The sequence below is a fragment of the Citrobacter sp. Cpo148 genome, from assembly GCF_030332375.1.
GTDB classification, from domain to species: Bacteria; Pseudomonadota; Gammaproteobacteria; order Enterobacterales; family Enterobacteriaceae; genus Citrobacter; species Citrobacter portucalensis.
The window spans coordinates 120,655-134,017 of record NZ_JAOWHY010000046.1; the positions used below are offsets into that span (position 1 = coordinate 120,655).

Consider the following 13,363-nt stretch of genomic DNA (forward strand, 5'->3'; position numbering starts at 1 on the left):
CCTTGCTGAGACAATTTTTGATTTGAGGCAGTTAAAGTCGTATTGGTGACACCAATAAAGAGGTAACAATTTCGCATCGAATTGTTGATTTATGCCGCTATGTCGTTTATTTGATATGGCAAAATAGCAGGACTATTGAAACAGGGAGTAAAGCTCGTGTTGGATAAACTGCGTTCACGCTTAGTACAATTTGGTCCTTCTCTGATGAGTGTACCAGTTAAACTGACGCCCTTTGCGCTGAAGCGCCAGGTTCTGGAGCAGGTCCTGAGCTGGCAGTTTAGTCAGGCGCTGGCCGATAGGGAGCTGGAGTTTCTCGAAGGTCGCTGGCTGAGCATTCATGTGCGTGACATTGACCTCAAATGGTATACCTCTGTTGAGAACGATAAACTTATCGTCAGCCAGAATGCAGATGCGGATGTGAGTTTTAGCGCCGATGCCAGCGATCTGCTGATGATCGTGGCCCGCAAGCAGGATCCGGATACGCTTTTCTTCCAGCGTCGTCTGGTGATTGAAGGTGATACAGAATTAGGGCTATACGTAAAAAATCTGATGGATGCCATCGAACTGGAGCAGATGCCTAAAGCGTTGCGCGTCATGCTGATGCAGTTGGCGGATTTTGTTGAGGCGGGGATGAAAACGTCGCCAGAAACCAAACAGACCTCGGTAGGTGAGCCATGCTGATTCGAGTTGAAATTCCCATTGATGCCCCTGGTATTGATGCGCTGCTGCGCCGTTCATTTGAGAGCGATGCGGAAGCGAAATTAGTGCACGACCTGCGTGAAGATGGTTTCTTAACGCTGGGTCTGGTTGCTACCGATGACGAAGGTCAGGTAGTGGGTTACGTCGCGTTCAGCCCAGTCGATGTTCAGGGTGAAGATCTGCAATGGGTCGGCATGGCGCCGCTCGCGGTGGATGAAAACTACCGGGGGCAGGGCCTGGCGCGTCAGCTGGTCTATGAAGGACTCGATTCACTGAATGAGTTTGGCTACGCAGCGGTGGTTACGCTGGGGGATCCGGCCCTGTACAGCCGCTTTGGCTTTGAGCTGGCGGCCCATCATGACCTGCGTTGCCGCTGGCCGGGCACCGAAAGCGCGTTCCAGGTTCATCGCCTGGCGGACGATGCGCTGGATGACGTGACGGGACTTGTGGAATACCACGACCACTTCAATCGCTTTTAAGCTTCCGGGGTTTGCAGGCTGCTTAATAGCGCCTCAAACCCTTCGCCTTCGACAAGGCGCTCTTTCTGCCGCTTGGTGAGCTGTTTAACGCGATACTCTATGCGCAGGGCCAGCGAACGGTCGCCGACCTGCGCCGCAAATGCCAACGTGAGTTCCCCCTTTCCGCGTAGCGCCTTCGCGCCTTTCCCACTTTGATGCTGCTTATAGCGGCGCTGCACATCGGTGGTTATTCCGGTGTATAAGGCGTTGTCTGCGGTACGGATCAGGTACAGATACCAGGGTGTCATTGTTACCATCGACGTGATAATTTTCAGGCCTACAGTATAAAAGAGAACAGAAATGGAAACACTGACTGCGGTGTCTCGCTGGCTGGCAAAACAGCACGTCGTGACCTGGTGCGTACACCATGAAGGTGAATTGTGGTGCGCCAATGCGTTTTACCTGTTTGATGCGCAGAAGATGGTGTTCTATGTGCTGACCGAAGAGAAAACGCGGCATGCGCAGATGTCCGGACCACGCGCGCCGATTGCCGGTACAGTAAACGGTCAGCCTAAAACCGTCGCTCTGATTCGTGGCGTACAGTTCAAAGGGGAAATCCGGCGTCTTGAGGGGCAGGAGAGCGAAGACGCGCGTAAAGCCTACAACCGTCGTTTCCCCGTTGCCAGAATGCTGCCAGCGCCCGTATGGGAGATTCGACTGGATGAAGTTAAATTTACGGACAACACGCTGGGCTTCGGTAAAAAGATGCACTGGCTGCGTGATCTATAGTTAGAACAGTGATTGAAGACCCTGGGAAGATAAGCGATGAGTCAGGTGTTAATAACGGGAGCCACGGGGCTGGTGGGCGGACATTTGCTGCGTATGCTGCTCAATGAACCGCGGGTCAATGCCATCACGGCACCAACGCGTCGACCGCTGGCAGATACGGTTGGTATCTATAACCCCCATGATCCGCAGCTAACCGATGCTTTGGCACAGGTCACCGATCCGGTCGATATTGTCTTTTGTTGTTTGGGGACTACCCGGCGTGAAGCGGGCAGCAAAGAGGCGTTTATCCATGCTGACTACACGCTGGTGGTAGATACGGCCCTGACGGGACGTAGGTTAGGCGCCCAGCATATGCTGGTGGTGAGTTCGATGGGCGCCAATGCGAATTCACCGTTTTTTTATAATCGGGTGAAAGGTGAAATGGAGCAGGCGCTGATCGCGCAGAATTGGCCACGGCTGACGATTGTCCGGCCTTCAATGCTACTGGGGGATAGGGACAAACAGCGGACGAATGAGATGTTTTTAGCGCCGTTGTTCAGGCTGCTACCGGGTAACTGGAAGTCGATTGAAGCGCGCGATGTTGCGCGGGCAATGCTGGCAGAAGCGCTGGCGCCTGGGCATGAAGGGGTTTCGATCCTGACCTCTTCCGAGCTACGCGAAAGGGCTAAATAAAAAAATGCCGGATGGCGCTGACGCTTCTCCGGCCTACAAACGATTACGTTCTGTAGGCCGGATAAGATGCCATCTACAGGCGTGTTACTTAATAAACGTAAAGGCCGTCGTGACGCGTTTCACGCCGCTTACCCGGCTGGCGATATCCGCCGCCGCCTTCGCTTCACGCTCGGTCACCAGACCTAACAGGAACACTTCCCCGTTCTCAGTCGTTACTTTCACGTTAGAGGATTTCACCTGATCGCTGGTCAGTAACTGGGAACGTACTTTGGTGGTTATCCAGGTATCGTTCGACGCATCACCCAGACCGATTGGCTGGCCCTGACGGATCTCATTAAAGACCTCAGTCGTACCTTCTACGCCCATCGCAATCTGTTTTGCACGTGCAGACAGTTCGCTATTCGGCGACTGGCCGACCAGCAGCACTTTACCCTGATATGCGCTCACGTTGATTCGCGCTTCTTTCTTGATCTGGGCATCTTTCGACAACGCCGTATTGACGCGTAATTCCAGGGTACTGTCATCAACCTGGGTGCCGACACTACGAGGATCCGTCGCGGCTTTAGTCCCGACAGCTGCAGTTCCAACAACGGCGGCAGCGACACAGCCTTGCAGCAGCAGTGCAGCGATAATCACAGCAAGCGGCGAAAATGCCTTCATGTGTACTCCTTAATCATCCTGGTGAGGGAAAAGCGTGTTATCGATGAGATCGCAAAGGCAGTTAACCGTCAGCATGTGCATTTCCTGAACGCGGGCGCTGTGGTGTGAGGGAATACGGATTTCAACATCCTGTGGCCCCAGTAATCCGGCCAGTTCCCCTCCGTCATACCCGGTCAGCGCGACGATTGTCATGTCGCGTGTCACGGCGGCTTCAACGGCTTTTACGATATCGCGGCTATTACCACGCGTAGAGATTGCCAGCAGAACATCACCTGCATGTCCCAGCGCACGGACTTGTTTTGCATAAACTTCGTCGTGCAGGCGATCGTTGGCAATCGCAGTTAAGACCACATTATCAGTATTTAGTGCAATCGCAGGTAAACTTGGGCGTTCTGTTTCAAAACGATTGATCATGCTGGCAGCAAAATGCTGTGCGTTGGCAGCGGACGTCCCATTACCACAACAGAGAATTTTGTTGCCATTGAGCAGGGACTGAACCAGCGTCATGGCGGCACGGGAGATTGCATCCGGAAGTGCTTCAGCCGCAGCTATCTGAGTTTGAATGCTTTCTGTAAAGCAGACTTTAATTCTATCTAACACGCTAATCCTTAAGAACCAGGCTCTGAATCTTCAACTATGAGCGGTCGTTGAACGCGTCCTTAAACCACTCAACATCATTTCCGGTGAAGGCTAACACATCGAACCGGCAATCCACAGTATCAAAACTCCCATTGTGGCGCGCAAGCCACAAGCGGGCGGTCTGTAATAATTTGTGTTGTTTGCTCCGGGTCACACTCGCCGCCGCACCACCGAACTGCGCTGAGCGTCGGTAGCGAACCTCAACAAATACGGTGGTGTTGCCTTCACGCATTATCAGGTCGATTTCGCCACCACGTTCACGCACGTTGGCGGCGATAAAATGCAGTCCCTTACTCAGCAGCCAGTCACGCGCGGTAGATTCCCACGCGTCACCGGTCTGTTTACTCGTTAACTGGCGGGGACGACTTGTCCTTGCTGGTATTTGAGCCATGATAACTTCCTGTTAATCACACAATCCTGCGTTGCGGTTAAGGCCCCGGTATTACCGTTAATTTCGAAACCCTGCACCTGACGCATTTGCGAGAAGTGGTTGGCAAGCGACCAGGCATCGACACCCATGGCATACATACGCGCCAGCGAGTAGTCGTTACGAACCGCGCCAAGCGCCTGCTGCATGAGAGGTGCGTTAGCGCCTGCCAGCATCGGAATTTCGCTGTACTGCAAGCCTTCCATCTCCAGACGGAAATCCGGGCCGGCAGTGCCCTGCGCACTACGAGAACTGGCGTACAGCGTGGCGCCGCTCTGGCTGCCGTTGCGCATGGCGATCATCGGCTTAATAAATGCAATTTCTTCCGGCGTGGCCAGAATATACACGGCATCAACACGACCGCTGCCGCCGGTGATTTGCGCATCGGTAGGTGCTGCCGGGATGGTCAGACCGCCAATCGTCACGCCGGGTTGGGCTGGCACAGAGGAGGCCACCGGGCTGCCTGTCAGGGAAATCCCCGAGCCGCCGTTGACGCCCATTTTAAGTTCAGCGGTGGAGCCGAACTTCTGCTGCAATACCACGCCGCCACCCAGTTTTTGCCATTCCTGTGCAAAGGCGTTGGCAACGCGATCGCCTAATGAACTCCGTGGAATCAACAACAGCGGCGTCTGTTTTCCCTGATCGCGGATGTGGCGTGCGGCGTCGCGCGCTTCATCTTCTGGCGACAGGGCGAAGTAGCAGACGTTCGGCAGATTTTTCACCGACTCCGGCTGGTTAAGCGCCAGGACGTTCAATGGCGTGTTACTTTTCATCAGCTCTTCAACATTGTTCTTCAACAGTGGGCCAACCACGATGCTGGCGCCATCCTGCTGAACCTGAGTCAGGATCTGGTTCAGCGGCTGTGATGAAGTGTCGTAGATTTTCAGCTCAGCGGATGGATTCGCCGGTGCGCTGGCGGTTGTTGGCTGAGCGGGTGCTGCGGGCTGCACAGCAGGTGTTTCTGGCTGAGCCGGCGTCTCGTTGGTCAGATCGCTTACTGACGCCTGAGACGGGCTGGCAACGCCGTCAGTCGTTTGCGGCTGTTCTGTGGTGGTCGCGGCAGCTGGAACTGCGGCAGGTGCGACAGCAACAGGGGCTGCGACAGGTTGAGTGCCCATGTTTTTCGCAGCTTCAAAGCCTTGCTGAATAGTACGGCCAAATACAGCGGCCTGACCGTTCAGTGGTAACAGCAGGGCGATTTTGCTGGTGGAGGCGGGCTTAAAGCTCTGCACGTTAACCAACTGTGTTGGTAACAGTTTTGCTCCTGGGTTTTGCGGATAACGTTTCTGCCAGTCCGCAATACCAGCTTTCATCATGTCCGGATCGTTACGGTTATCGAACCAGACGCGCTGGAGATCCAGCCAGCCTTGCAGCACGTTTTCATCAGCATTGATGACCAGCGCTTGCGCTTGCTCCTGGGTCATGGACGACAGCGCCTGCCAGGTGGCGTCCATATTTTTCTGCTTAGCATTCGCGGCCAGCAGCGGTTCCTGCGCGATCAGGGCGCGCAGCAGCGTCAGAGACGGGCGACCCTGGTTGACGTCGATTTGCGCCTGCCAGTAGCGTGCCTGTTGGTTTTGATCAAAATCGGCGGGAGTTAACTTATCCAGCAGGGCCTGTGCGCCAGCGACATCTTTCTGCGCGAGCTTAATCTCGACGGCCAGCAGTGACTGCTCACGCTGCTGGGTATCGCTTAGCTTCTGCGGTAGCTGGTTAAACAGTTCGATAGCCTGCTGGCTCTTGCCTTCTTTCAGCAGTGCACGAATGGCGAGTAATTGCCAGTTGGTCTTGCTATCATCTGAGCTTTGCTGCATTTGTTGCAGATAAAAGCCGGAATCAGCCTGCGCAGTGCCCTGCATATGGGCTGCACTCTGGTCTGGCGCCTGGGTGCCACAGCCTGCGAAAATCAGTGCTGCCAGAATGACTGGTAGCGCGCGTGCGGCTTTCAAACGAGAAAATGTTGAGGGTACCATACTGTATCCAGTGATATTTTTTTACTCAATGCTCAATATTAAATCGGCAATACGGACGACACAATGAAACAACACGAATCGGCGGATAATTCTCACGGCCAACTCTATATTGTACCTACTCCTATAGGAAATTTGGCTGATATTACCCAACGAGCGCTCGAAGTTTTACAAGCCGTTGATTTGATTGCCGCTGAAGACACTCGTCATACAGGATTATTGTTACAACACTTCGCGATTAACGCGCGTCTGTTCGCGCTACATGACCACAACGAGCAGCAAAAGGCTGAAACGCTGGTCGCGAAGCTCAAAGAAGGACAAAACATTGCGCTGGTTTCCGATGCCGGAACGCCGCTGATTAACGATCCTGGCTACCATCTGGTGCGTACCTGTCGTGAAGCAGGGATCCGCGTTGTTCCCCTGCCTGGTCCTTGTGCGGCGATTGCTGCCCTGAGCGCTGCAGGCCTGCCTTCAGACCGTTTTTGCTATGAAGGATTTCTGCCTGCCAAATCGAAAGGGCGTCGTGATGCGATGAAAGCCATTGAGGCCGAGCCGCGTACGCTTATTTTTTATGAATCTACCCACCGCTTGCTGGATAGCCTGGAAGACATGGTTGCTGTGTGGGGCGAATCCCGCTACGTGGTGCTGGCGCGCGAGCTGACCAAAACCTGGGAAACTATTCACGGTGCACCGGTTGGTGAACTGCTGGCGTGGGTCAAGGAAGATGAAAACCGTCGCAAAGGCGAAATGGTGCTGATTGTTGAAGGGCATAAAGCGCAGGAAGACGATCTTCCTGCCGATGCGCTGCGTACGTTGGCCTTATTGCAGGCAGAACTGCCGCTGAAAAAGGCCGCCGCGCTGGCTGCTGAAATCCATGGCGTGAAAAAGAATGCGTTGTATAAGCACGCGCTGGAACAGCAGGGAGAGTAAGCCCGATTGCTGATGGCCAAACCGACAAGGGTATGGCCATTAGCTAACACAGTGCTTAAGACTGAGCGGCAGTTTCACTGATTAATAAGCGGTTTGCTGACCCGCATACAGTGATTTTGCTACGCACCACTTCTTTCATCGCATCCATACCGACCCGCATGTAATAGCGGGGATCGTTGCCCTGCGGATTCTCCGCAAACCACGCTTTGACCGCATCGGCAAAAGCGATTTTCAGTTCGGTCGCGACGTTAACTTTGCAAACGCCAAGCTCGATCGTGCGGCGGACGTATTCGTCAGGGACATCGCTTGCGCCATGTAGCACCAGCGGAACGTCGACTACCTCACGAATTTCACCCAGCCGCTGGAAATCGATTTTGGGCGTCTTGGTGTACAAACCGTGTGCTGTGCCGATGGCAACAGCAAGGCTATCTACGCCAGTACGCTCAACAAACCGTTTAGCTTCTTGTGGATCGGTGAGGAAGGCGCTTTCTGCATCCACACTCATATCATCTTCTACGCCACCGAGGCGACCCAGCTCAGCTTCCACGCTGCAATCTTTGGCATGGCAAAAATCCACAACGGATTTCACCAGCTTCACGTTTTCTTCAAACGGAAAGTGGCTGCCGTCAATCATTGCGCTGCGCACTCCTGCATTCACTTTACGACGAATGTCGTCCAGCGACTCATGGTGATCGAGGTGCAGCGCCAGCGGTATACCGTAGCTGGTGGAATAAGCGCTGCACAGCGCGTAGATCTCTTCCAGCGCGATATGCTTAAAGGTACCCGGCGTTCCAGCCAGGATCACCGGCGATTGCATTTCATAGCACACTTCAAGGATCGCCTGGATCGTCTCGGCGTTATGAATGTTAAAGGCGGGTACGGCATAGCCCTTTTTTTGGGCATCCAGCAGGAGGTATTTCGTGGAAATAATGCTCATAAAACGATCCTTTTAGGCGTTCCAGGGATGAATAACAACGCCCTGTACAACGCGGTTCACAGTGCCGCTGGCAGAAGGCGTATCCGGTGTATTGCCGATATTGATGGATTGCGTCAAAGCAAAAACCTGGGCGTAGATCAGGAAGCAGAACGCCAATTCCATATCGATGAAAGAGCGTGCTGGTGGCAGCAGAATATGTGGGCCTGCTTCAATCACCTCATGGGTTTGTGCGGCAATCGCGACAACCCGCAATGCCTGCCGATCGCGGCGTAACTCTGCCAGCAGATCGAGATCGTATTGACGTGTATACGGATGGCTGGAAACAAAGACCACTACCAGCGTTTCGTTATCAACCAGTGACTTTGGACCGTGACGAAAGCCTGTCGGGGAGTCATAGAATGCGGCCAGTTTGCCTGCAGTCAGCTCCAGGACTTTCAGTGCTGATTCCCGCGCTGCTCCCTGTAATCCACCGCTACCGAGGTAAACGATCCGTTTCCAGGGTTCATTGCCAAATACACCGTCGCTGAAATCGCCCAGCGAAGTCAGAATCGTCTGGCACCGATCGGCCACGTCACGGAAGGTCTGGCTGTTGATTTTCTCTGGGGCAAATACTGCCAGGCAGCTGGCCATCATGGTGGTAATGCTGCTGGTCATCGCGAAGCCACGGTCATGTGTCTCTGCGGGCATTAACAGAGCAAAGGCATTGTCGCTTGCAACTGCGTTTTGATAGAGGCTACCTGCTTCGTTGCAGGTGATCGGCAGGTGATAACACTCAGGCACAAACTGATTAGCCAGTTCCACTGCCGCAACGCTTTCAGGGCTGTTACCTGAGCGAGCGAAAGAAATGAGCAGCAGCGGATGTGCGGGATTCAGGTAATCCATCGGATTGGTGACCAGATCGGTGGTCGGCACAGCGCTGATGTTTTTACCGGTATAGCTTGCCAGCCAGGGGGCGATGATGTCGCCAATGAATGCTGATGTTCCAGCCCCGGTCAGTATGATCCGCAGATCGTTTTTGCGCAGTAATGGTGCGAGAAAGCTGTCAATGGCAGATCGAATGTTGTCGATATTCGTAAGGGAACGGATCCAACTGGCAGGTTGTTGACGGATCTCTTCTTCGGTCCAGGTGCCCGTTACCGCGGTAACAGGGGTATAGGTTTCTGGCATAACTTAAGTCCTTAGTCTTGTAAATTCCACATAAGACGCTGGCGAGAATGTCGCTATCTTTCGTTTCGTTTCACTTGTTCATCTTGTCGATTGATTAAAATCTATAGGAAAGAAATCGAAAGAGCAATAATCCAAAAGGAAATAAAACGAAATTTGTGATCGTGAGAACGAAAGGTGTGGTTATCTTATTGATCTATAAGAAGTAGGCTTGTTGTAGGATGGTTAGGTATTTACTCAAGCGAAAGGAAAAGAAAGGCCTTGCGATCGAAGACCGCAGGCCAACACGAGACAAAATGAAAGGTCAAAGGGGGAGAGCCTGACCCTGAATCCAGATCTGTTGTAAATGTAGCCCGCTATTGAGCGCGATCGCGTCTGCACGTTTTCCCGCTGCTAACGATCCCAGTTGGCGAGCGATACCCAACAGACGTGCGGGGTGGAGAGAGGCCATATGAATTGCCTCTTCTGCCGTTATCCCGGTGAGCTCGACCATATTACGTACGGCTGCGTCAACCGAGAGCGTGCTACCAGCCAGGCCACCGGAAGCGGTACGCACAATACCACTGTGCATTTCCACCTCCTCACCGCAGAGTGTATAGCGTCCGTCTGGCATTCCTGCAGCCTGCATGGCATCGGTGATCAGCACCAGCCTGTCTTTGGCGCAACAGCAGCAGAGTTTCATGGCTGCCGGGTGGACATGGTGTCCGTCAGCGATAAGTTCCAGCCAGGCGCGAGGGTCGGTTAACCCTGCGCCAACCATTCCTGGCTCCCGATGATGTAAACCGGTCATACCGTTATAGCAGTGAACCAGTCCGTCAGCGCCGGCGTCAAAGGCTGCGCGGGTTTGTTCCCAGGTAGCTGCACTGTGTCCCAGCATCACCCGTACGTTGCGTTGCTTCAGATGTTCGATGGCCTGCAATGCACCGGGTTTTTCTGGTGCCAGCGCAACGACGCGCAATGTTTGCTGGGAAATCGCAATCAGTTCATCCAGTTCACTGAGTTCCAGTTCCCTGAAAAGCTCAGGCGGGTGCGCCCCTTTGTTCTGCGGCGTAAAGTACGGGCCTTCAAGATAACTGCCCAGCACCTGTGCGCCGGGCCCTCCGGAATGGTAGCGATGGGCGATACGCTCAAGCGCCTTGTGAATATCCGGTAATGGAGCGGTGACGGTAGTGGGTAGCCAGTTGGCTACCCCTTCACGCGCTTTGTGCATCGCCAGTTTGTCGAGCGTATCCGGTGCTTCATCCATCACATCGGCACCCGCGCCCCCGTGTACGTGGGTATCAATGTATGCCGGACAGAGCAGTTCAGCATCGCGGACCATAACGCCGTAAGGAATTGGCTCTATTGCCGCAATGATACCGTCTTCAACATGCAATTGATGATCGTCCAGCCAACCCTGTTCGGTCAGTAGACGTCTGGCGCGCAGTAGCAGTGTCATATCCCTTCCTCAACGGGCTTTTCCTCACGGCAGCGTCCCAGCTCGTCCACCAGGCTGGTTAAACCCCGGTGCCCGCACTCCAGCGCCTGCAAACGAAACGCTTCGCTGCTCAGGTCGTCGCGCTCCAGCACCATCTCCAGTAGCAGTTGTAGATTGGTACCGGTGATCACTTCAGTACCTTGCCTTTGCATGGCTAGTGTGGAAGCGACGCGAAATGGTGTTCCGCCCAACAAATCAGTCAGAAACACGATGTCTTGCTGCGCATCCAGTTCATCCACCGCCCGTTCAAGTTGTGAGGTGAGCAAGGCAGTGGTTGAGGTTTCCGGAAAGTCGATGGCAATGAACTGAGTCTGCTCACCCAGAATCTGTTTCATCGCTTTTTCCATTCCGCTGGCAAACCCGCCATGACCCGTCAAAATAATACCTAACATCTACAACCCCTTATATTTACAGGAAATGACAGAACTTACCTACGACGCCGAGCACCACGGTAATGGCGATAAGGCGCAGAGGACTCCAGCCACGGCGGACCAGCCAGAACATGGTTAATGTGTAGACCAGCGGTAAAAAAGCAGGCATCAGCTTGTCTATCACGTCTGTTTGCAGTTTTACTACCGCATCGCCAGCAGTGATTTCCAGCGTAGTGCTCAGGCGAACATAGGTCGCTACCAGCGCACCAATCACCGTCATCCCAACGATGGATGCCGCATGTCCAACCTTTTTGGTGTTAGCTTTAATCAGCGGAATGGCAGCAACGCCCATTCGATAAGCATAGTGTGCCAGCCCAAAGCGCAGACCAAGATGAACCACGTTGAACATAACAATAAAGACAACTGCGCCAAGAATAGAGCCTTGCAGCGCCAGACTGGCCCCGATACCGCCGCAAATAGGCAGTAACGTTAACCAGAACATGGCATCGCCGATGCCGCCAAGCGGCGCACCCACGGCAATCTTGGTGCTTTGAATACTGTTCACATCCTGCTTGGAGCGTTCCATCGCCAGGATAATCCCGATAACAAACGTGACCAGGAACGGGTGCGTGTTGAAGAAGCCCATATGGCCTTTCATCGAACGCGCCAGATCGCGCTTATTGGTATGGATCTTTTTCAGAGCAGGTAACAGGCCGTACAGCCATCCTGATGCCTGCATACGTTCGTAGTTAAAAGAGGCCTGCAACAGCATTGAACGCCAGGCAACACGGTTGATATCTTTTTTCGTCAGCTCGGCACCGATATTCTGGTCTTCGTAGACGTTTTCATTGGTGCCGGACAGCAGCGTTTCTTCGGTTTCGGAAACGTTCGGCAGAGCCGTTTGATTAGATGCCATCTTCGAATTCCTCTTTTTGTGCTGCGGGAGCTGTAGGTTCAGGTGATTTACGCAGAAAATCGATCAGCGCCATTGCCAGTGCTGCGGCGGCGATCGCCAGCACAGGGAGTTTGAGCCAGGCTGCTGCTACAAAACCCAGGATGAAGTAGGGGATATAGACGTTTTTCATCATGATTTTCAGCAGTACGGCGAAGCCGATAGCTGGCATGATGCCGCCTGCCACACCCAGGCCGTCAATCAGACGCGTCGGCAGAACATCGATCGCGGTTTTGGCATGTTCCGCGCCAAAGTAAATCGGCAGGAACGCGCATAAAAAGTAGAAGGTCCCCAACGCGAGCAACGCCAGATAGTTGACCCGCTCAATCCCGGCGGTATCGGCATTCGCTGCCATGCGATCGCAGCGAGCCATCACCCCGGACATCACAGAGAACAGGAAGGTAATCCCCATCTGTACTGCTACAGCGAACGGTACCGCCACACCTACGGCAACTTCAGGTTTCACTCCGGTCGTTATGGCAAACGTGGTTCCCACGATAGTGCCGATAATCACGTTTGGCGGTTGAGCTCCCGCTAGTGGGGCAAGACCCATCCACACCAGTTCCAGCGTACCACCTGTTAAAATACCGGTATGCAGATCGCCCAGAATCAGGCCGACCAGCGGCCCGAGAACAACCGGGCGGTGCATGTGCGTTAACCCGTTGAACATATCCAGGCCTGCAATAAAGGCGAGAATACCCAACGCAAAAGCCTGCAACAGACTGATTTCCATTGTGAATCCCTCAGAGAAGTTTATAGAGGTCCTGGGCGGGTTCTGTTGGAACGCCCTGAACGAAGCATTCCACTCCAGCGGCTTTGAGCCCGTTGAACGCCGTAATATCGGCAGCGTCTACAGAAACCGTTTTGGCGATTTGTTGCTTGCCGTTGGCGTAGTGCATATTGCCAACGTTGATACGGTTAACAGGAACACCGCCTTCGACCAGACGGAAGAAATCCGCAGGCGATTTGCAGACCAGCAGAATTTTCTGGCGATCGGCGGCACGGTGAATATTGTCGATCACTTTTTGTAGTGACCAGAAGCGTACGGCGATCCCTTCTGCCAGTACCATTTCCATCAGGTTTTGCTGCACTGGATCTTCAGCCACCTCATCATTAGCGACCAGCACCAGGTTTGCCCCCGCAAACCCGACCCATTGCACACCAACCTGACCGTGAATCAGACGTTCATCAATGCGACTTAATACAATGTTTGGCATG

17 protein-coding genes are annotated in these 13,363 nt (G+C 53.7%); 5 read left to right on the plus strand and 12 right to left on the minus strand.

Features of this window, described 5'->3' with window-relative positions; all coding sequences use genetic code 11:
* The first annotated feature begins 156 nt into the window (after positions 1-156).
* Positions 157-681, plus strand: a complete 525-nt coding sequence (ubiT, locus tag OGY10_RS15460) for a ubiquinone anaerobic biosynthesis accessory factor UbiT (RefSeq protein ID WP_286576984.1) — start codon at positions 157-159, stop codon at positions 679-681.
* Entirely contained in the window at positions 675-1,178 is a 504-nt protein-coding gene (locus OGY10_RS15465) for a GNAT family N-acetyltransferase (RefSeq protein WP_286576985.1), read from the plus strand. Before ubiT ends, OGY10_RS15465 begins: the two co-directional genes overlap by 7 nt.
* On the opposite strand, the gene OGY10_RS15470 is transcribed toward OGY10_RS15465, so the two are convergent.
* On the minus strand, positions 1,175-1,465 hold the full coding sequence (locus tag OGY10_RS15470; protein ID WP_032945094.1) for a GIY-YIG nuclease family protein: 291 nt from the start codon (positions 1,463-1,465) through the stop codon (positions 1,175-1,177). The genes OGY10_RS15465 and OGY10_RS15470 overlap by 4 nt on opposite strands.
* A gap of 52 nt (positions 1,466-1,517) precedes the next feature.
* Between OGY10_RS15470 and OGY10_RS15475 the strand changes: the two genes are divergently transcribed.
* Together OGY10_RS15475 and OGY10_RS15480 are read left to right on the plus strand one after the other, a co-directional pair.
* Positions 1,518-1,946 (plus strand): YhbP family protein, encoded by a 429-nt coding sequence (locus OGY10_RS15475; protein WP_003828634.1) that lies wholly within the window; start codon positions 1,518-1,520, stop codon positions 1,944-1,946.
* A 36-nt stretch (positions 1,947-1,982) separates the two neighbouring features.
* Positions 1,983-2,618 carry an NAD(P)H-binding protein gene (locus OGY10_RS15480; protein WP_003828632.1) on the plus strand — a complete coding sequence of 212 codons (636 nt, stop codon included), beginning with the start codon at positions 1,983-1,985 and terminating at the stop codon, positions 2,616-2,618.
* A gap of 84 nt (positions 2,619-2,702) precedes the next feature.
* Here the strand turns inward: OGY10_RS15480 and dolP are convergent, their stop codons facing one another.
* From dolP to OGY10_RS15500, 4 genes are read right to left on the minus strand one after another with little or no spacing between them, the layout of a single operon-like run.
* The gene (dolP, locus tag OGY10_RS15485; protein WP_008785904.1) at positions 2,703-3,278 is read right to left on the minus strand and encodes a division/outer membrane stress-associated lipid-binding lipoprotein; all 576 of its coding nucleotides are present in this window, start codon (positions 3,276-3,278) and stop codon (positions 2,703-2,705) included.
* Positions 3,279-3,287: 9 nt separating this feature from the next.
* Positions 3,288-3,878 carry a DnaA initiator-associating protein DiaA gene (gene diaA / locus OGY10_RS15490; protein WP_003024948.1) on the minus strand — a complete coding sequence of 197 codons (591 nt, stop codon included), beginning with the start codon at positions 3,876-3,878 and terminating at the stop codon, positions 3,288-3,290.
* Positions 3,879-3,912: 34 nt separating this feature from the next.
* Positions 3,913-4,308, minus strand: coding sequence for a YraN family protein (locus tag OGY10_RS15495; protein WP_003828625.1), 396 nt, complete (start codon positions 4,306-4,308; stop codon positions 3,913-3,915).
* The gene (locus OGY10_RS15500; protein WP_100271868.1) at positions 4,266-6,317 is read right to left on the minus strand and encodes a penicillin-binding protein activator; all 2,052 of its coding nucleotides are present in this window, start codon (positions 6,315-6,317) and stop codon (positions 4,266-4,268) included. Before OGY10_RS15500 ends, OGY10_RS15495 begins: the two co-directional genes overlap by 43 nt.
* 63 nt (positions 6,318-6,380) lie before the next feature.
* Here OGY10_RS15500 and rsmI point away from each other — a divergent pair, with 63 nt between their 5' ends.
* Positions 6,381-7,244, plus strand: a complete 864-nt coding sequence (rsmI, locus tag OGY10_RS15505; protein ID WP_191226742.1) for a 16S rRNA (cytidine(1402)-2'-O)-methyltransferase — start codon at positions 6,381-6,383, stop codon at positions 7,242-7,244.
* Positions 7,245-7,299: 55 nt separating this feature from the next.
* Here rsmI and kbaY read toward each other — a convergent pair whose 3' ends face one another.
* The 7 genes from kbaY to agaV form a co-directional block, all read right to left on the minus strand.
* Complete coding sequence (gene kbaY / locus OGY10_RS15510; protein WP_016151042.1) at positions 7,300-8,181, minus strand: tagatose-bisphosphate aldolase subunit KbaY; 882 nt, start codon at positions 8,179-8,181, stop codon at positions 7,300-7,302.
* A gap of 12 nt (positions 8,182-8,193) precedes the next feature.
* Positions 8,194-9,348, minus strand: coding sequence for an AgaS family sugar isomerase (locus OGY10_RS15515; RefSeq protein ID WP_008785901.1), 1,155 nt, complete (start codon positions 9,346-9,348; stop codon positions 8,194-8,196).
* A gap of 301 nt (positions 9,349-9,649) precedes the next feature.
* The gene (gene nagA, locus OGY10_RS15520) at positions 9,650-10,783 is read right to left on the minus strand and encodes an N-acetylglucosamine-6-phosphate deacetylase (RefSeq protein ID WP_286576986.1); all 1,134 of its coding nucleotides are present in this window, start codon (positions 10,781-10,783) and stop codon (positions 9,650-9,652) included.
* The gene (gene agaF, locus OGY10_RS15525; protein WP_191226744.1) at positions 10,780-11,214 is read right to left on the minus strand and encodes a PTS galactosamine/N-acetylgalactosamine transporter subunit IIA; all 435 of its coding nucleotides are present in this window, start codon (positions 11,212-11,214) and stop codon (positions 10,780-10,782) included. The genes nagA and agaF overlap by 4 nt, the downstream gene beginning before the upstream one ends.
* A gap of 16 nt (positions 11,215-11,230) precedes the next feature.
* On the minus strand, positions 11,231-12,109 hold the full coding sequence (gene agaE, locus OGY10_RS15530; RefSeq protein ID WP_003024929.1) for a PTS N-acetylgalactosamine transporter subunit IID: 879 nt from the start codon (positions 12,107-12,109) through the stop codon (positions 11,231-11,233).
* Positions 12,099-12,878, minus strand: a complete 780-nt coding sequence (gene agaW, locus OGY10_RS15535) for a PTS N-acetylgalactosamine transporter subunit IIC (protein WP_003839998.1) — start codon at positions 12,876-12,878, stop codon at positions 12,099-12,101. Before agaW ends, agaE begins: the two co-directional genes overlap by 11 nt.
* A 10-nt stretch (positions 12,879-12,888) precedes the next feature.
* Positions 12,889-13,362 (minus strand): PTS N-acetylgalactosamine transporter subunit IIB, encoded by a 474-nt coding sequence (gene agaV / locus OGY10_RS15540; RefSeq protein WP_003024925.1) that lies wholly within the window; start codon positions 13,360-13,362, stop codon positions 12,889-12,891.
* Between the last annotated feature and the right edge of the window lies 1 nt (position 13,363).